Origin of the sequence: Pseudoalteromonas sp. L1 (assembly GCF_021728095.1) — a bacterium.
Lineage (GTDB): Bacteria > Pseudomonadota > Gammaproteobacteria > Enterobacterales > Alteromonadaceae > Pseudoalteromonas.
In genome coordinates, this window is sequence record NZ_JAKKCT010000003.1 from 124,186 (window position 1) to 143,638 (window position 19,453).

18 protein-coding genes are annotated in these 19,453 nt (G+C 41.6%); 1 reads left to right on the top strand and 17 read right to left on the bottom strand.

The genetic code is table 11. The annotated features are described in order from the left end of the window. Positions 1-35 precede the first annotated feature (35 nt). From speB to L3V38_RS10645, 3 genes are all read right to left on the bottom strand, one after another. A complete protein-coding gene (gene speB / locus L3V38_RS10635) occupies positions 36-959 on the bottom strand; it encodes an agmatinase (protein ID WP_063706052.1) in 924 nt (307 codons plus the stop codon). Positions 960-962: 3 nt separating this feature from the next. Beyond that, positions 963-2,876: a biosynthetic arginine decarboxylase gene (speA, locus tag L3V38_RS10640; RefSeq protein WP_063706054.1), complete on the bottom strand. Its 1,914-nt coding sequence runs from the start codon at positions 2,874-2,876 to the stop codon at positions 963-965. A gap of 192 nt (positions 2,877-3,068) precedes the next feature. Continuing rightward, positions 3,069-3,530, bottom strand: coding sequence for a GNAT family N-acetyltransferase (locus tag L3V38_RS10645; RefSeq protein ID WP_237119391.1), 462 nt, complete (start codon positions 3,528-3,530; stop codon positions 3,069-3,071). 237 nt (positions 3,531-3,767) lie between these two features. Between L3V38_RS10645 and cysZ the strand changes: the two genes are divergently transcribed. Then, a complete protein-coding gene (cysZ, locus tag L3V38_RS10650; protein ID WP_237119392.1) occupies positions 3,768-4,496 on the top strand; it encodes a sulfate transporter CysZ in 729 nt (242 codons plus the stop codon). A gap of 30 nt (positions 4,497-4,526) precedes the next feature. On the opposite strand, the gene L3V38_RS10655 is transcribed toward cysZ, so the two are convergent. The 14 genes from L3V38_RS10655 to hemA all read right to left on the bottom strand — a co-directional run bounded on the left by L3V38_RS10655 (position 4,527) and on the right by hemA (position 19,444). Next, entirely contained in the window at positions 4,527-5,027 is a 501-nt protein-coding gene (locus tag L3V38_RS10655; protein WP_237119393.1) for a hypothetical protein, read from the bottom strand. Further along, complete coding sequence (locus L3V38_RS10660; protein WP_237119394.1) at positions 5,024-8,059, bottom strand: Ig-like domain-containing protein; 3,036 nt, start codon at positions 8,057-8,059, stop codon at positions 5,024-5,026. The genes L3V38_RS10655 and L3V38_RS10660 overlap by 4 nt, the downstream gene beginning before the upstream one ends. A 14-nt stretch (positions 8,060-8,073) precedes the next feature. Beyond that, positions 8,074-9,159, bottom strand: a complete 1,086-nt coding sequence (gene rlmM / locus L3V38_RS10665) for a 23S rRNA (cytidine(2498)-2'-O)-methyltransferase RlmM (protein WP_237119395.1) — start codon at positions 9,157-9,159, stop codon at positions 8,074-8,076. 9 nt (positions 9,160-9,168) lie between these two features. After that, positions 9,169-9,537 carry a DUF423 domain-containing protein gene (locus L3V38_RS10670; RefSeq protein ID WP_063706069.1) on the bottom strand — a complete coding sequence of 123 codons (369 nt, stop codon included), beginning with the start codon at positions 9,535-9,537 and terminating at the stop codon, positions 9,169-9,171. Further along, positions 9,534-10,178, bottom strand: coding sequence for an alpha/beta family hydrolase (locus L3V38_RS10675; RefSeq protein ID WP_237119396.1), 645 nt, complete (start codon positions 10,176-10,178; stop codon positions 9,534-9,536). Before L3V38_RS10675 ends, L3V38_RS10670 begins: the two co-directional genes overlap by 4 nt. Before the next feature lies 1 nt (position 10,179). Next, positions 10,180-11,076, bottom strand: coding sequence for a transcriptional regulator GcvA (locus L3V38_RS10680; protein WP_130151361.1), 897 nt, complete (start codon positions 11,074-11,076; stop codon positions 10,180-10,182). A 98-nt stretch (positions 11,077-11,174) separates the two neighbouring features. Next, complete coding sequence (gene kdsA, locus L3V38_RS10685) at positions 11,175-12,029, bottom strand: 3-deoxy-8-phosphooctulonate synthase (protein WP_062570674.1); 855 nt, start codon at positions 12,027-12,029, stop codon at positions 11,175-11,177. 9 nt (positions 12,030-12,038) lie between these two features. Next, positions 12,039-13,292 carry a DUF819 family protein gene (locus L3V38_RS10690; protein ID WP_130151359.1) on the bottom strand — a complete coding sequence of 418 codons (1,254 nt, stop codon included), beginning with the start codon at positions 13,290-13,292 and terminating at the stop codon, positions 12,039-12,041. A 15-nt stretch (positions 13,293-13,307) separates the two neighbouring features. Further along, positions 13,308-14,135: a tetratricopeptide repeat protein gene (locus L3V38_RS10695; RefSeq protein WP_237119397.1), complete on the bottom strand. Its 828-nt coding sequence runs from the start codon at positions 14,133-14,135 to the stop codon at positions 13,308-13,310. Positions 14,136-14,267: 132 nt separating this feature from the next. Beyond that, positions 14,268-14,642, bottom strand: coding sequence for a SirB2 family protein (locus L3V38_RS10700; protein ID WP_237119398.1), 375 nt, complete (start codon positions 14,640-14,642; stop codon positions 14,268-14,270). Positions 14,643-14,665: 23 nt separating this feature from the next. Then, positions 14,666-16,204, bottom strand: a complete 1,539-nt coding sequence (locus L3V38_RS10705; protein WP_237119399.1) for a response regulator — start codon at positions 16,202-16,204, stop codon at positions 14,666-14,668. Positions 16,205-16,246: 42 nt separating this feature from the next. Beyond that, positions 16,247-17,092, bottom strand: coding sequence for a peptide chain release factor N(5)-glutamine methyltransferase (gene prmC, locus L3V38_RS10710; RefSeq protein ID WP_237119400.1), 846 nt, complete (start codon positions 17,090-17,092; stop codon positions 16,247-16,249). A 2-nt stretch (positions 17,093-17,094) separates the two neighbouring features. After that, complete coding sequence (gene prfA / locus L3V38_RS10715; RefSeq protein WP_062570668.1) at positions 17,095-18,180, bottom strand: peptide chain release factor 1; 1,086 nt, start codon at positions 18,178-18,180, stop codon at positions 17,095-17,097. 7 nt (positions 18,181-18,187) lie between these two features. Next, entirely contained in the window at positions 18,188-19,444 is a 1,257-nt protein-coding gene (gene hemA, locus L3V38_RS10720; RefSeq protein WP_205989563.1) for a glutamyl-tRNA reductase, read from the bottom strand. Between the last annotated feature and the right edge of the window lie 9 nt (positions 19,445-19,453).

Here is a 19,453-nt window from a genome sequence, read left to right on the forward strand (position 1 = left end):
AAAGAGCGCCGAATGGCGCTCTTTGTCTCTCTCATTTAGTATTTGTGCTTCAAAGCCCACAAATGTAGTAACTCATTGGCAATGGTCGCTGCTGCAATCGCCGTTAACTCGCTTTGGTCATAGGATGGTGAGACTTCAACCACATCCATACCGACCATATTAATCCCTTTCAATGCTCGAAGTACTTTAAGTACTTTATCACTAGTTAAGCCACCACACACTGGTGTGCCTGTCCCTGGAGCGAATGCTGGATCAAGGCAGTCAATATCAAAGGTTAAATACACAGGTAAGTCACCCACGCGCGCTTTGATTTGCTCAGCGATATCTTGTGCAGGTAAATCATTTGCAGCCATTGCGTCAATCACTGCAAACTCATGTTTGCTCTGATCAAAGTCAGTACGAATACCGATTTGAATGCTGTGATCAACATCAATCAGCCCTTCCATCGGCGCATGATAAAACATGGTGCCGTGATCATAACGCGAACCATTGCTGTAAGTATCTGTGTGGGCATCAAAATGCACTAATGCCATTTTACCGTGTTGCTTAGCATGGGCACGCAGTAGCGGCAAAGTCACAAAGTGGTCGCCACCTAAACCTAATAATGTTTTACCTTGGCGAAGAATTTGCTCAGCGGCTAACTCTAACTGCGCTGTAAAATATTCAGGGTCGCCTACTGGGTAAGTAAAATCGCCTGCATCAGCTAATTTTAAACGCTCAAACAATGGAAACGTCCACGGGTACTTGGTTTCTTCCCATGCTAGGTGCACTGAGGCACGACGAATTGCGTCAGGGCCTAAACGTGCACCAGGGCGACCTGAGGTCGCCAAATCAAAGGGTAAACCTAACACCACTACATCGGCATCGATTGCTGTGATGTTCTGCACCATCGGCTGACGTAAAAACGTCATGCCGTTTGAATATAATGAATGATCTGTATGGTCAAACAATGTCGACATTGCTTATAACTCTTCTAAATAAGTGTAACCATTTAAGCCAGTTTGCAGCTCATCTAATACGCTTTGCTGTTCAGTTTCTGGTAGTTTTGCCGCCACCAGCTGGGCGTAAGATTGCTGGAAGCTTTCTACATCTAAATGTACGTAACGCATCATGTCAGCAACGGTATCACCTTCGTTGATTTCGGTGATTTGCGCTTGACCTTGCTCATCCATTTTCACAATTGCACTGTGCGTGTCGCCAAATAGGTTGTGCATATCACCTAAAATTTCTTGGTAAGCACCGACTAAGAAAAAGCCCATTAAATACGGTTTTTCTTCGCTAAATGCTGGCACAGGTAATGTGCTTTCAATACCTTGACCGTCTACATAATGCTCCATAGCACCGTCTGAATCGCAAGTAATATCAAGTAAAACGGCGCGTTTTTGTGGTGCTTCTGTTAAACCACTTAATGGTAGAACAGGAAACACTTGGTCAATACCCCATGCATCCGGTAATGACTGGAATAATGAAAAGTTCACAAAAAACTTATCTGCTAAACGCGCATTTAATTCATCAATAATCGGGCGATGAAAACGATTTTTGTTATCCATATGTTTGTTAAGTTCATAACATACACGTAAGTTAACTTGCTCCGCCCATGCTCGCTCTGTTAAATCTAACAAACCAAGTGCAAACTGATTATGTGCTTCGGCTAAATCGCCTTGGCTATCGTGATAAATTTCGATTAATGCACGGTCGTCATTGTCATCACTTAACTGTTGCCATGATGTCCACATGTTTTTTAATAATAGTGGTGCATCAGCGGCTGGCGCTTGAATGTCTTCTGGTACATAGCTTTCGGTGCCGATAACATTCGAAATCAATACAGCATGGTGCGCTGTTAACGCACGACCTGACTCAGAAATAATGCGCGGCATTGGCTGCTCATATAACTTACAGGTATCACCAATGGTGTATACGATGTTATTAGCGTATTCACTTAGGCTGTAGTTCATTGAGTTATGTGACTGGCTACGAGTACCGTCATAATCTACCGCTAAACCGCCACCCACATCTAAGCAATCAATTTGTGCACCTAACTTGCGTAACTCACAGTAAAAACGCGCAGCTTCACTCACACCTAAACGAACATCGCGGATGTTTGCCATTTGCGAGCCTAAGTGAAAGTGTACAAGTTGGATCAGATCGAGTTGATCAGACGCTTTTAAGCGATTAACCACACTGAGTACTTGCGATGCCGACAAACCAAATTTTGATTTTTCGCCACCACTTGCTTGCCACTTGCCCTTACCTTGCGACGCTAAACGTACACGAATACCAATGCGTGGCTTTACGTTTAACTCTTTAGCTTGGCTAAGTACCATGTCTAGCTCAGACAGTTTTTCGAGAACAATGTAAACCTTGTGGCCTAGCTTTTCGCCAATCAGTGCTAAACGAATGTATTCTTGGTCTTTGTAGCCATTACACACAATGACAGCACTGGTTTTTTCTGCCATTGCTAATACAGTCAATAGCTCAGGTTTACTGCCCGCTTCTAGACCCAATTGCTTCTTTTCAATATCAGCTTGGCTTGCAACAATTTCTTCAACAACTTCACGCTGTTGGTTTACTTTAATTGGGTAAACAAGCAAATAGTCTTTCGGATAACCATAATTTTCAATCGCCGTGTTAAATGCCTGACATAAGCTATGTACACGATGATGTAAAATTTGTGGAAAACGAACCAACGCAGGCAAGCTTAAGCCTTTGTCTTGTAATTGCTGTGCGATATCGATTAGTGCAATGGTTTGCTCTGGGGCATGGGCCTTTGGCGCAACATACACATCACCTTGATCATTAATACCAAAGAAACCTTGGCTCCAATGACGAACATTGTAACTCGTGCGAGCTTGTTCTAGTGATGTTGTCTCTTTCATCTATCTTTCTCTTTTATTTTAGTAGTGCCGAATTCGGCAAGGGTTGTTGCCGCGCATTAAAAGAAAAATAGTGATTCAAGTCCAACAAGAATTTTTACTCGTAACGAGTGATTTTTGATGTGTAAATTAAATGGTAAACCCACTTAAGGTGAGCCTTAGTAGTGGGTTAAAATGACAAGTAGCTGTAAAAATTTACTGATTAAGGCCTAATTCCATAAATAAACTTTGTGGATTTTCGCTGTAATTACCAAATGGACCACATCGACTAAAGCCTAAGTTTTCATACAAATTAATTGATTCTGTTTGTTTAGGGCCTGTTTCAAGTCGAATAAGGGGAATTTGTTGCTCACCGGCATAATGCAATAAAATTTGCATAATACGGCGAGATAATCCCTTTCCTCGATAGCTTGGTTTTACGTATAAACGACGAATCTCACCATATGGCGGATTCCCCTCTTGCATCACGATTGCGCCACACGCCACAATACCATCATCATTTTTTAACCCTATCGCATATACATTTGGCTCAGCGAGCTCTTCAACACTTAATGATTGAGCTGTGGCGACTGGATATAAAGAGTTTATAAGTCGGTCTATATCGGAAAACACGTGTACTACGTCAGGATCATGTGGATTTAAATCGACTAACTGCATAAAACTCCCATTTTCAAGATGTCGTTTTTGTTAATTATGTTAACAATAGTATAGGATCCTCAACTGATCCTCTAGTGCTGTTTTCATTATTCGTTTTTATAGGTACTTTCAGACCCTGCATCGTACCGCTTAGTTCAACACAACATCACTTAAAAACACTTTGTTACGGAAAAGGGCTGTTCAAACACGTTGAAAATCTTATACTGCTGACAATAAGTAATTATATGAGGTTATCTCGTGCAGTTTACTCAAGGTATGGAATACTTTTTTTCTGGCTTTAAACTTATTAGCCAAAAAGGGCTAAAACGTTTTGTACTTATTCCTTTATTAATCAATATTGTGCTTTTTGGTAGTTCATTATTTTTTTTATATGGCTGGCTAACTGACGGCTTCGCTTATATGAATTCACTACTTCCAGAATGGCTAAGTTGGTTAGAGTGGTTAATGTGGCCGATTGCCCTATTGGTTATTTTATTTAGCTATAGCATGCTCTTTACCGTTATTACTAACTTTATTGCTGCGCCATTTAATGGTTTACTCAGTGAAAAAGTTGAGCTGTATTTAACCGGTCAAAAAGTCAATGATGATGGCATTCTAGATACAATGAAAGATGTGCCACGCATGCTTGGCCGAGAATGGACAAAGCTTTGCTATTATCTACCAAGAGCGATAGGATTTTTCATTTTATTATGGATTTTACCTGTTATAGGTCAATTGCTTTGGATACTTTTTACCTGCTGGATGTACGCGGTTCAGTATGAGGATTATGCATTCGACAATCATAAAGTAAGCTTTAAAGATATGAAGGATGATTTAAAAGAAAAGCAAACGCTCTCTTACGGCTTTGGCTTGGCGGTTATGATTCTAACAGCCATCCCTTTTATTAACTTAATTGTTATGCCCGTCGCTGTGTGCGGTGGCACGCGCTTGTGGGTTGAAAATTACCGCAGCAAATATCGCCATTAACCCGCACTAAAAAGCCAGTGGATATGAACCCTACTGGCTTTTTAAAACACTGTAATGCAACTTTACAGATAAAGGCTCTGACAGCGCAAAATCAGCCCGCGGCTCTTCAAACTTTGTTATGACTGCCTCATAACGACTCTGCCCCATGATCACTTCAAAAGGCTGCTCAAGCTTGGTGATAATTTCAATGTCGGCGTGCTTATTTTCTAACTGTATTAAGCCATCCTCTCGACTGCGAACCAGCAAAAATTGGGCCCCCATTTCAAAAACGAGTCTCGCTTTATGGGCTTTTCTGTTCTGCGCTCGCCACTGCCCTTGCTGATAGATAGTACTTAGCTCTGTAACACCATCAGGCTCGTAGAGTCGCTCTTTTTTTATCTCACACGTATCGCAGCCTTTTATACGCTCAGCCTGCCAGTTAACTGGATAATCGTTATAATTCAAGCGTGTTGTCATCTGCCAGTGCGAATTATTTGCAGGGCCACACGCTTGCAAACTCACCAAGATAATTGCAAAAATCAGTCTCTTCATTGCTCAGCAGCCGCTTTTCTCACAGCTTGAATTTCATCGAGTATAAACAATGGCGGCGCTTCTTCTTTAATAATCCGCTGACGAATAGACGTGTTTGCGTTATTCACAGTGTTTAACTCTGTGAAATCTAAACCAAATCGATTACCAGAGAAATAACTGTAAAAACGAAGATCTATTAATGACCACTCATCAACATCGTTTAATATACTCGTGCTTGCATCGTCATTGGTATCCTGACTAAGTGTTTCTGTCAGGTTAAGATTACAATTATAATCGACAGCAACAGAACCTGGGTAACCCAAGCCATTAGCTTCTTCGATGGAGGTTTCATCCAAAGGTGCACCTAAACCATGCGAAAAAGACATAACAAAATTTTCAGGAGAACCCAATGGGCCATTCACTAACTCAGACGTTTCTACGCCACAATTTGGATTTGTTCTGTATCGACTTGAGTAATAGCGATCTCCTTCATTGTTGCCAATGGTTGGTAAGCCCCGAAGTTGATATAAGTAGTTCATAATACTTAAGTGGTTTGGCTTGTAGTTAATACTGTTATTGCCACCATGCTCTAGCCCAAGATTATGTCCAAGCTCATGCATTATCGTTGAAGCTTGATAGTTATATGTCAGATTACGTGAGGCTTCATTATCAAGCGAGAGGCCCCAATTTCCAAATGTTATCATTAAATCATTGCCATTCACTTCAGCCAGCCCTGCTGGACCAACACTCCCATCCTCATTAAGGCTGCTTGCCATTAACATATAATGAAAAATAGGTTTGCGGCGCATATCAAAATTAGCCATTTTATAATGGAATAAACCTTCTACACCTGCATTGAAATTATAAGGTGTATAGGGACGGAATATAACTTGTTCACCGCCACCTAAATCATGATTTTCAACTGATATACCTGTTGCTTGGTGATATAAATCACCGACATCAAAGTGAACAACAATATTCTCAGCGGCAAATGACGAGATAACTTTTTCAAGGGCTATCCTTTGCGGAATAATGCCTGCATCACTACTGTCCATATAGTCTACTTCAACAAAAAGATCTTTTTGATTAACTCTCGCTCCCCAATCATATAATGGAAGTCCCGCAAAGCTTGAGCCTGGCAGCTCTGCACAATCGGGTATACCGTCTTGATCAAGGTCGTCTTCACACGTTAAATCATTAGCACCAGCAGGTGTTGTGAAAAGGCTGTAAATCCAATCTGAAGGGCTGTCTGTATCTGTACTGTCTTTGTCACGCTTAATACTTGAGCCAGTGATATTATTTATACTTGGGGCTGCGCCAGTTGACCAATGCGCTGGCGAAGTTGGCTCAGTCGTATCATTGCCAAATCTGACAAAATCGATGGTGCTTGTTTCATCACCCGAGAGAAGTTCAACAAACCCATTTACAAACCAATATGGACGAATCGTAGAGCCAGCTTCACCAATAAATGCGATGTATTTATTTTGCTCTGCTGCATCATGAAAAAGCTCGTCTCCAAAGCGACCATGGATAACCGCATACTCACCAACCTCTATTAGTTGATTAGGTAAGTTAAACATTGTTGATGAGGTTATACTTCCATCACTCGAATTTCGGCTCTTTGTTCTAACCTTATAATCGGCTAAATTGATATCACTGCCAGTGCCATTGTAGACTTCAAACCAAGGAGCATCGGTTCCAAATCGGATTGCAACCACCTCCGTAATTACTAAATCACCACTGCCAGTGCTAAATTCAGTTATTTCTTGCGCATTGATGGCAGTATCATCAAAATTGACTAAATCTTCAGTTACTCTCAATTTATACGTTCTATTTTGCTGTAGTGCTGGTGAAAACGTCACGCCATTAAAATAGGTATTGGTATCTGACTCTGGGCCTGACAAATTTAAAGAGGTTATTGCTAAGCAAGAGCTAAAGTCATCATCCGATAATTGCAACGAGCCTACACACCCCCCTGCCGTTTCATTCACTGATAAGCTGCTCGTTTTCATCACATCAGAAAAATCAATCGACAAACTTGCGTTTACGCTCACAGCTTGGCTGTTATTTTGCGGATTAACATTGATAATTGTCGCAGCAGTACTATCTATAATTGCTACATTGATCGTTGCTTGTGTAGTGGCGATGCCATCCGACACACTCACGCTAATGGGTGCCTGTGAAATACGATTAATCGCAGATACATACTGGTAAGTAAAACTCGCTTCATCAACAACGGTTATCGTTGCACCATCAAGGTCTGATGCAAAACTCACCGTCAGCTCGTCATTATCTGGATCTTGTACGTTAAGCGTGAACTCAGTGCTTTGGTTAAACTCTGAGACAAAGTTAGTATCGTTAAGGATTGGTGCTTTATTAACATTCACAATCATAAAAGTGACCGACAGCTCAGACGATGCTCCCCTATCATCCGTTGCTGTAACTAAAAACTCAACTTCACTCGTACTGGGTACTTCAGGTGCTGTAAAATTTATTATCTGGCCATTTTGTGTAAAGTTAATAACAGGGCCACGCAGCTGCTGCCATTCAATCGATACAATACTGCCGTCACTATCTTCTGCACTTACTTGGATTGATGCTTCACTCAATTCAGTAATATCAGCTATCGGTTCACTACTAATTACAGGTGCCGCATTGGTATCATTTTGAATATTAATCGTATAGTTTGCCGAGGCTGAGGCCCCATCATTATCAGTTACCATCACCTGAAAAGTAATTGTCGTATCACTTTCAACATCTGGCGCAGTAAAGTTAAGTACAGCAGCATTAAAAGTGAAAATGCTAGTTGGGCCTTGTGTTTGCGACCAACTGTAATTTGCAATAGTGCCATCTGAGTCTGTGGCAGTTGCGCTAAGGGAACTTATTTGCCCTTCTTGGAGGTTTTGCTCTCCCGAAATTGAAACCTGAGGAGATTGATTGGTTGTGGGAGCTGGGGTAGTTGGCGTATCACTATCACCACCGCCGCCCCCGCAGGCTGTTAAGAAAATGGGAAATAAAACATACAAGCAGAGCGTTAATCGTTTATTACCCATTTTCTATCCTCTCTTTAACTGTATAAGCTTTGCGGCACCTTTATGACATTTAAATGTACAGTCACTTCTTCACGATCGTGATACAGATGCTTCGCTTGGAGTTCATAACTTACGCCGTATTTTTCAAGCTCTTCTTTAATCAACTTCAAGCATTCATAGACACTGTCAAAGCGCTTTTTCATTGGTAATTTCAGATTAAAAATAAGCTCTTTTGCGTAGGCATTTACCGCCCAATCAATCATAAGATTAGTAACTTTTACTGGCTTTTCCACCATATCGCAAACTAACCAGCTAATATTCCGCTTTTCGGGACGATACTTAAAACCATCAACACGGAAATGTTTAACTTGTCCCGTTTCCATTAGTTCATCATTCATTGGCCCATTATCGATAGCACTCACAAACATGCCTCGACGTACTAATTGATAGGTCCAACCACCTGGGCAAGCACCTAAATCAACACCTCGCATCCCCGCTTGCACACGATCCTCAGCTTCATGAGGTGGAATAAATACATTAAACGCTTCATCTAACTTGAGTGTAGAACGGCTTGGTGCATCACTTGGCATCCGTAAACGTGGTATCCCCATAAAAAAGGGCGAGTTATTGAATGTATATGAATAACCAACGTAAGCAGAATCATTTGTTAAAAACGCAACATGCATAACAGGCTTTTTATCTGCCAGCTCGCGTGTCACCTTCGAGCGCTTTTCAAGTGTTTTTTTAAGGGGAGTAGATATCTTCTTACAAAATTTAGACAGCTCTTTCCCTTCATTGGTATCGGGCGTTTCTACGCGTAAGTCTCCACATTCAGGAAAATCAACAGCAGCATCAACAATGGCACTAACACGATCTTCAAGTGGCATATTATCCACTAAGATGCCAGTAAACCATTGACGCGCAAAAACCATATTTTTGAAATCTACTTTTTTAATGATTTCATCGCCGTGGCTAGCATCAAAACATTCGTAAACAACAATCCCTGTATTTGGTTTCGTTTTTACGTAACCTGCAAATCCTTGTTCAGCAGCTTGAAAAGTAATTTCAGCAGCGGCATCATTTTCAAAACCACTGCGACAATAAATAACTACACTCGACATAGATAACCCTTAAAACTTATATCGTGCGGCTTGAACTAACAAAATAGCCCAACCAATAATAAAACAAACGCCGCCAATCGGGGTGATAGGGCCAAGCCATTTCATGCCCGTTAATGCGAGTAAATACAAACTACCGCTAAATAACACTGTACCCGCGATAAAAAAGCCACCAGCCCAATTTAAGTTCATACCCCACTTTATTAATATCGCAATGGCAATTAAAGCAAGACCATGTACCATTTGGTACTCAGCAGCCGTTTTAAAAATCCCAATTGCGTATTCTGAAACACGGCTTTTTAAACCATGTGCAGCAAAGGCACCAAGCATCACCGAAAGCATGCAAAATAAGCTGCCAATCATTAAATAGAGTTTGATCATTGCTCATCTCCTGCCACTAAATTCATAATAAACTGTGCTGCATAATCCGCAGCTTGTTGTAAATTTTCTTGTTCTGTAATACCACTTTTTTTACGTGGCTTTAATGAGTGGTCGCCATCTTTGAGAAATTTAATTTCTGGCGGGTTAACCATTTCAAGCTCAGCGAGTTCTTGCTGGTTACCAAACGTGTCTCGCTCTCCCTGCAGCACTAAAAACGGGCATGGTACATCTGCAAAATGTTCTGTGCGAAGTTTTTCAGGTTTACCCGGTGGGTGAAACGGGTAACCAAAAGCCACAACACCAGAGACTTTTGGAATGTTCTGTTCGGTGCACAGCATTGAAGCCATTCTGCCTCCCATCGATTTGCCACCAATAAATAGCGGCAATTCAGGCTGACGCTCAGCTAAAACTTCTGCAAAATATGCAAGCAGCTTGGGGGCACGATCCGGCGGTCTACGTTTGCCAGTCTCTTTAGCAATTTGCATGTATTGAAAATCAAATAACGCGACATCAATACCTTGTTGACTAATTAGCTTCGCCATTGTTTGCATAAATTCGCTATCACTGCCCGCACCGGCACCATGAGCAAATATAAATTGTGCGCAGGCTTTACTGCCTGTGCTTTTAAACCACTGCAACATGTTAATACTCTTGTTCTTGCTCAACTAAGCTCAGCATCCAATCTTTAAATGAGACAATTTTGCCGAGCTCTGTTTGAGATTCTCTTATAACTAAATAATAGGCATTTTTACTAACGATAGAGTGACTAAATGGAATAACCAAACGCCCTGCATCAATATCTGGTTTTGCAAGTACACTATTACCTATAGCTACACCTTGACCATGAACCGCTGCCTGTAAAACCATTGATGAGTGACTAAAGATCGGGCCCTGATTAACTTGCACATTACGTACCCCTGCCGTTTTCATCCATGTCTTCCAATTTTTACGAGTCGTATCATGAAGCAATGTATGATTTGCCAAATCACTTGGTTGATCAAGTGGCTTAGGGCCAGTTAAAAGCAGTGGGCTGCATAGAGGCACAAGGTATTCAGTATGAAGTTTATAGGTTTGCACTCCACTCCAGTGGCCACGACCGTAGTAGATAGCAATATCAACATCATCCGACAGAGAGTTCTCGTCTTGATCTTGTGCTTTAATCCGTACATCTATCTCAGGGTGTAACTCATTAAATAAACTAAGCCTTGGTACCAACCATTGAATAGCAAAACTTGGTGTCAAACTTACCGTAAGCGACCCTTTGGCCCCTCGTGCTAGTAGTTTCTCTGTTGCATCAATAAGTTGAGTAAAGATTTCTTTAATATCCAAGAAGTAGCCTTGGCCTTCTTCTGTTAAGAGTAAAGAGCGATTTTTACGGAGGAAGAGTTTTAAACCTAAATGTTCTTCAAGCGTTTTAATTTGATGACTGACTGCAGCTTGCGTTACATAGAGCTCTTCCGCAGCTTTGGTGAAGCTTAAATGGCGTGCAGCAGCTTCGAATGCTTTTAGTGCATTTAATGGAGGTAAACGACGAGACATAAACACCAAGCTTAGAATTAGTTTTTCTTATGCATCGATTATAGCGACACAAATAAAAAAAGGCGACCATAGTCGCCTTCTCATCAACTAATTAAATATTACAGGTCATTGGCACTGGTATCTAATGGTGCAAAGCTTTTAATAAGCTCATCCACAGCTTTCATTTGTGTTAAGTAGCCTTCTAGCTTACTTAATGCAAGTGCACAAGGGCCATCACATTTTGCTTCATTAGGATTAGGGTGCGCTTCAATGAAAAGACCCGCAAGACCGAGTGCCATGCCACTACGCGCAAGCTCTGCCGCCTGAGCACGACGCCCATCCGCCGAGTCAGCTCGACCACCAGGGCGCTGTAATGCATGCGTCGCATCAAAAATAACTGGCGCCATTGGCTTCATATCATCCATGCCAAGCATATCAACCACTAGGTTGTTATAGCCAAAGCTAGTGCCGCGCTCGCACAAGGCAACATTGTTATTACCCGCATCATTAAATTTCTTAATGATATGGCGCATTTCATGCGGTGCTAAAAACTGTGGTTTTTTCACATTGATAATGGCACCTGTTTTTGCCATTGCAACAACTAGGTCAGTTTGGCGGGCAAGGAATGCTGGTAACTGAATAATATCAACAACCTCAGCAACGGGTGCTGCTTGATGTGGTTCGTGTACATCAGTAATAAGTGGCACATTGAAAGTAGATTTAATCTCTTCAAAGATTTTTAAGCCTTCTTCCATACCTGGACCACGGTATGAATTAATTGACGAGCGATTCGCTTTATCAAAAGACGCTTTAAATACATATGGAATGTTCAGCTTTGAAGTTACTTCAACATAATGCTCAGCAATACGCATTGCTAAATCACGTGATTCAAGTACATTCATACCACCAAACAACACAAATGGTTTGTTGTTTGCTAATTCAATCTCGTTAATTTTAATTAACTGGTTGTTCATTTCTATTCCTTAAGGTGAAACAGCTTGTAGCATTAAACCACAAATATAAGCCATGTAAGTACCTACACCATAGCCCAAAACCGCAAGTAACACACCAACCGGTGCCAGCGATGGATGGAACGCAGAGGCAACCACAGGTGCTGATGCAGCACCACCAACATTAGCTTGTGAACCCACAGCCATATAAAACAGCGGTGCTTTGATTAATTTAGCCACAATCAACATCAAGCTTGCATGTGTTAGCATCCAAATCACACCTAGTACAAAGTACATAGGCGAGTCAAAAATGGCGGTAATATTCATGTGTAAACCAATTGAAGCAACAAGAATATATAAAAAGCTTGATGCAACCTTTGAGGCGCCAAATGCTTCAATATGACGTACTTTAGTAAACGATAGACTAATCCCGATAGTGGTCGAGATAACGATTAACCAAAAGAACTTACTATTTAAACTATACTCCTGTGCCCAAGGGAAGTTAGCACCGAAGTACGGTCCTAAAAAGTCAGCACAAAAATGCGCTAGGCCTGTAATACCAAAGGCTATGGCGATAATCGTCATATAATCATTAAGCGTAGGCATGCGCGCATGCTCAGCGTGATACTTTTCTACGCGCTCTTTTAAATCTTCAATTGCACGCGTATCTGCGCCAGTTTTAGCATCAATTGCCTTATGGTTTGCAGCCATTAATAACAGTACGGCCATCCATAAGTTCGCCACAATAACATCAACAGTCACCATAGCTGAGAAGATATCACCGCCTACTTCAAACATCTCTTTCATAGAGGCTTGGTTAGCACCGCCACCAATCCAGCTACCCGCAATGGTTGTCATGCCACGCCATACGGCATCAGGGCCATGCCCGCCAACCGCTTCAGGGTAAACTGCACTCATCACTAAAATAGCAAGAGGTCCGCCAATAACGATACCCATGGTCCCCGTTAAAAACATAATCAATGCTTTCGGACCAAGGTTAATAATAGCCTTTAGGTCGATACTGATGGTTAATAAAATTAAACAGGCTGGAAGTAAGTAACGAGATGCTACGTAGTAAACGTTTGATGAATGACCATCAACAATACCAAAGGTATTTAATAATGATGGTAAAAAGTAGCAAAGCAGTAAAGCGGGTACGTATTTATAAAATTTTTGACACGCTGCGTTGTTGCTATGCGAGGTTTTAAAAACAAACCCCAAAATAACGGCGAGTAAACCAAGTACGACTGCGTCATTGGTAATTAGCGCACTGTGGGCGTCAGTCATAAGTGTTCCTTAAAACTAGTGGTGTGTATTATTGTTGTCTTCTATTTCAGCAATTTGGTGCTGAATAATATCGATAGCGGGATCATCGGGGCATTCATTAACAAAATACTGTAGATCATCTCTGGCCATTTTTGGGCAATCTAACTGATTAAGTAGATAGCCACGGTCACGACGCTCATAAGGGTCATCGCCTAATAATTCCATCAGCATGTCAACGCAATGCAGCGCATGACCAAATTTACTTTCGCTAATGAATGACCATTTTTGCTGAGCTAAATAAAGTTTATATATCTCTTCATCAAACACCAGTTCAAGCGGCTCTTGCTCATCGCCATTCTCTTCACTGGCATTTTCAGGAATGATATACCAACTTTGCTGCCCTGTACTTGGCTCAATGAGATAACCTTCTTCATCACTTATGGCAACATGCACCTGCACTTCACCTTGACCTAAGGTCACCGAAGCATCCAAGTTAGCATGTTGTAATAAGTGACACAGTAAAATAGCCAGTGTTGTTTGCGTGCCACTACGCATGGTAATGGTATAACTAAAGCTGTTTAAAGTGTATTCAGGCACTTTTAAGCTAGAAGCACTGAAAAGCCATTGCTGATAAAAGGTATCAAGAAGTTTATCTAAGCGTTCATGAGGCTCTTTATGTTCAACACAAAGCACTGAAACCGCATGCTCAAATTCATTGAGTAATTTATAACAAGCCGTTAAATCTACTTGCGTATCCCACTTTAATTCGGCATCAATACAACGATAAAGCACTTTAGAAGAAAATGCATCGTAGGCCTCATCTTGATAGGATTCATTTTGATCTTCAAACCAAGGGGTGGTCATTTATACTGCTACATCTCTTTCAAAAACGAGGTGCTAGTTTACCTACTTTTACCCTAAGTTACCAATACTGAACGATGAGATATAAAAAAGCGGTACGACGGCACTCGCCATCAAAATACCGCTCAGAGATTCTTAGAGAAGAAGTGCAGTTTTAGCCGAAGCTAAGTAACCGATTGCTAATAAAATGAAGGTAGTTATAGCAAGCAATACTACTTTCGCACTCTGTGCGCTTTGCTTTGCAGCCACAACACCCAGTACGATATAAGCAATAACAAGTATAATTTTTTCTAATAACCATGATTGCTCTAATGGATTAAATCCTGCCATTACGATTAAAGCAATTGCCGAAACAAGCAATAGTGTATCAATACTATGACTTCCTATGAACACGACTTTATTTTTTGCTAGTGCGCCCGTTTTTAAACGTGAGAAAGAACGAACGTAGAATAATACAATACTCAACACGGCAAATAACATGTGAGTATGCTTTACTGCTAAATAATCCATATGCCCCAATACTACTTTTTTAATTAATCTGGATAACGTACGAGTACGTCTTCTATTTCTTTAACGCGTTGATTAAACACTTCTATTAACTTAGGGTCAAATTGTTTGCCCTGTTGTGCATTAATTTCCTTTACAACATCCTCAAGTGACCAAGGCTCTTTGTAACAGCGTTTATGGCGTAGTGCATCATATACATCAGCTAAGGCAACAATACGCCCTGCAATAGGAATGTCCTCACCTTTCAAGCCTTTAGGGTAACCGGTACCATCCCAACGTTCATGGTGAGACAATGCAATCACTGCGCCTGTATTGACAATTTCTCTCGATGAGTCCTTTAAGATAAGATGCCCTTTTTCAGCATGCTGCTGCATAATAGCCCACTCTTCATCCGTGAGCGGACCTGGTTTATTTAAAATGGCATCAGGAATACCCACTTTACCCACATCATGAAGCGGTGCGGCTAAGCGAATAAGTTCAGCTTCGCGTTTAGGTAAGCCATAACCTAAAGCGAGCTCATAACAAATATGCGAAACACGTTTTACATGGTTACCTGTTTCAGTTGAACGTTGCTCTAATGCTTCACTAAGTCTGAACACCAGCTCTTGCTGAGTTGCTTCTATTTCCGCTTGTAGCTGTACATTCTCATACGCCAATTGAACATTTTGCGAGAATATTTCAATTAAATGGCGCTGTGTGTCAGTTAAATGTTTTGGAATACCTGAGATAAACAACATTGAATTGTGGTTAAACTCACTACTGCAATACGCAAATAAATAATTCTCGCGATAAACAATCGTTTTATCTCTCAAAGCTTGTTGGCAGGCATTGAGCTGTTCATCATTGAGCACTTCTTCAATCGCTTTACCTTCACTGCGCTCAAACTCTCCTCGGCCTGAAAAAACCACTAGCTTTTTTTGATTATCAAGGGGGTTACTAGCAACTAAACTTGTCGCATACATGGCTTGCTCAACAGTGCCTAGCAAGGATGTAAGTTGCTGCATTACACCTTCAATGAAGTGCTCTAACGAATGGGTTGAAAAAATATCGCGCGACGCTTTAATTATTTTTTCAAGACCTTGACGTGATTGTTCAATAGATAAAATATCGCGATAAGAGCGTAAGCTCGACATCACCACCGTAAAAAGCTTCTGTGCGGTAAGTTCTGTTTTTGATTTATAATCGTTAATGTCATAGTTAACGATAACTTGTCGTTCAGGTGCTTGGCCTGGTTGACCTGTTCGCAAAATGATACGAATATGATTATTCTTCGCAGTTTCACGGATATACTTAGCGACTTTAAGACCCGCATCATCCGTTTCCATCACAACATCAAGTAAAACAATAGCAGCATCAGGGTGTTGTTCAATAACTTGCTTAGCCTCTTCTCCTGAATAGGCACTGATAAACTCAAGACGTTTGTCTTGGAATTCAAAGTCACTGAGTGCAAGCTTTGTTACGGCATGTACTTCTGGTTCATCATCAACAACGATGACTTTCCAACTACCTTGAACCACTTCATTCACTTCATCAAGTGCTTCATCCGAAAACAAAAATTCATCCATTGTTTGGGATCCTCAAAGGCTATGTATGCCCAGCAAAGCTTTCTATTTATGAGCCCACTGCGCTAACGTTACACGGTCATTACCGCCAAGATCTTTTACTGTAAGTATATGGCTATACGACATTTGTGCAAAAAATTCTTGGACTTTCACACTTTGTTGGTAACCATGTTCAATTAAAAGATAGCCATTTGTTGTCAAATAGTCACGCGCGATAGTAATAATTTGTTTAATATCAGCCATGCCGTCGTCATCGGCCACTAATGCAGACAGCGGCTCAAAGCGCACATCACCTTGGCTTAAGTGCTCATCATCGTGTTCGATATAGGGGGGATTGCTGACAATTAAGTTAAATTTTTCTTTTTTTACCGCACTAAACCAATTGCTCAAAGCAAAAGTGGCGTTGTTAATATCGAGTTGCTGTTGGTTTTCTTGGGCTAATGCGACGGCATCAGCCACTCTATCTACCCCTGTCACCTGCCAATTTGGCATTTCGCTGGCCAGCGCAAGTGCTATGGCTCCTGTGCCTGTGCCCAAATCAAGCACGTTTGCATTAACAGGTAAGTCAAGACCTAGCGCATATTCAACTAACGTTTCGGTATCAGGGCGTGGAATCAAGGTTGTTGGGTTTACCTTAAGTGGAAGGCTCCAAAATTCACGAAAACCGACAATATGAGCGACAGGTTCACCCTTTAAGCGGCGTTGGCATGCCTGTTCAAAATCAAGCTGTTGCTGTTCAGTAAGGTGTTTTTCTGGCCAGGTGAATAAGTAGCTACGAGGTTTATTTAGGATGGATAATAACAGGACCTGGGCGTCTAATTTTGCACTGTCGCTGCTAGGCGTTAGTAACGCCGTCGCAGCAACAACTGCTTGCTCTATGCTTTGTGGCACGATTATTCATCGCCCATCGCAGCAAGTAAGTCAGCTTGATGTTCTTGCATAAGTGGTTCGATTACACTGCCTAAATCACCTGCAACCACTTCATTCAAACGATAAAGAGTTAAGTTAATACGGTGATCGGTAATACGACCCTGCGGGTAGTTATAAGTACGAATACGCTCAGAACGGTCACCACTACCCACTAGATTACGACGCTCTGATGCTTCAGCAGCTTGGCGTTTTTCATCTTCAGCTTGTTGTAAACGTGCACCAAGCACAGACATCGCTTTGGCACGGTTTTTATGCTGTGAACGCTCATCCTGACACTCAACAACTACACCTGTTGGGATGTGAGTAATACGAATTGCTGAGTCAGTTTTATTTACGTGCTGACCACCGGCACCCGATGCACGGAACGTATCAACTTTGATATCTGCAGGGTTAATCTCAATTGCTTCTGCTTCAGGAATTTCAGCCATAACTGCAACTGTACAAGCTGATGTGTGAACACGGCCTTGCGACTCAGTCTCTGGTACACGTTGTACACGGTGTGCGCCTGATTCGAACTTCAGCTGACCATACACACCTTCACCAGAGATATGCGCAATGACTTCTTTATAACCGCCGTGCTCACCTTCGTTAGTACTTACTACTTCTACTTTCCACTTTTTGGTTTCAGCGTAACGGCTGTACATACGGAATAAGTCACCAGCGAAGATAGCGGCTTCATCACCACCGGTCCCCGCACGAACCTCTAAATAGACGTTATTATTGTCTTTAGGGTCTTTTGGTAGCATTAGAATTTGGATTTCGTCTTCTAATGCCGTTATTTGTGCTTTTGCTTCTTTATATTCTTCTTGCGCCATTTCACGCATATCAGGGTCTGAATCTTTTAGCATTTCTTCAGCTGTTGCTACATCATCCTGTGCTTGCTGATACGCTAAAAACGCTTTAACAATTTCTTCTAACTCTGAATACTCTTTAGATAAGGTACGAAAGCGATTTTGATCGCTGATCACAGAGGGGTCGCTTAGTAGCGCTTGCACTTCCTCATAACGCTCAACTAAGGTTTCTAATTTTCTATAAACAGACTCTTTCATTTAACGACTATTCCTGATCAATACCTAACATTTTCTTTAATTGACTTAACTCAGCAGCTTCGCCATTTTTTGCTGCATCTTGAATGGCACGGGTAGGTGCGTGCATCAAGCGGTTGGTCAGTTTATTTGCCAACTCGAGTATCACTTTTTCTGCCTCTTTACCTGTTTGCAACTGGCTAAGCGCCCTTTCAACAAGTTCAGATTTTATATCTTGGACGTCATTACGATAATGACGAATTAAATCCACTGAATCCAGTGAACGCAGCCACATAACGAACTCATTCGTACGTGCACTGATAATGTCTTGTGCCTGTTCGGCTGCTTGCTCACGAGCCGCGATATTCTCGCTTACTATGGCTTGTAAGTCATCAACTGAATATAAATAAGCTGCATCAAGTTCGCCTACTTGGCTTTCGATATCACGTGGAACGGCAATATCAATAAATAGCATAGGTTTGTGGCGGCGCTTTTTAAGTGCTTGTTCCACGACACCCTTACCAATAATTGGTAGCGTGCTGGCGGTGGAACTTATAACAATATCTGCATCATGTAACCGCTCCGGTAGCTGAGCCAACGCGATAACATCTGCATTGACCTCTGCTGCTAAGCTCTTCGCTCGCTCAATAGTACGATTCGCTACGGTTATTTTTTGTGGGTCATTTTGATATAAATGCTTGGCAACAAGCTCTATAGTTTCGCCCGCACCGATAAGCAGTACATTGGTTTTATCGAGTTTACCGTAAATATGTTTAGCTAGATTAACAGCGGCATAGGCAACCGAAACTGCACTGGCACCAATGTCCGTTTCAGTTCGAACTTGTTTCGCTACCGAAAAGGTTTTTTGGAATAAACGATCGAAGGTTACGCCAATAGCATCGTGTGTTTTGGCGTTATGATAAGCCTGTTTAATTTGCCCCAGAATTTGCGGCTCACCTAGCACCAAAGAATCAAGACCACACGACACTCGCATTAAATGATTAATTGCTTTATCACCTTCGTGGTAATAAGTATTATTGCTCAGTTCATGTTCATCCAAACCATGAAAACCTGCTAACCAACGTAACAAGGTTTGGGAATTACGCTCAGCAAGGCTACAATAGATTTCGGTTCTGTTGCAGGTCGAAACAATAACCGCTTCATTAAAATGCGCATGACCGCTTAATTGCTGTAACGCCTCAGCCATTTGCTCAGGTGAAAACGCGACTTTTTCACGTAATTCTACGGATGCGGTTTTGTGATTTATACCAAGTGCTACGATGGTCATATGTACCAA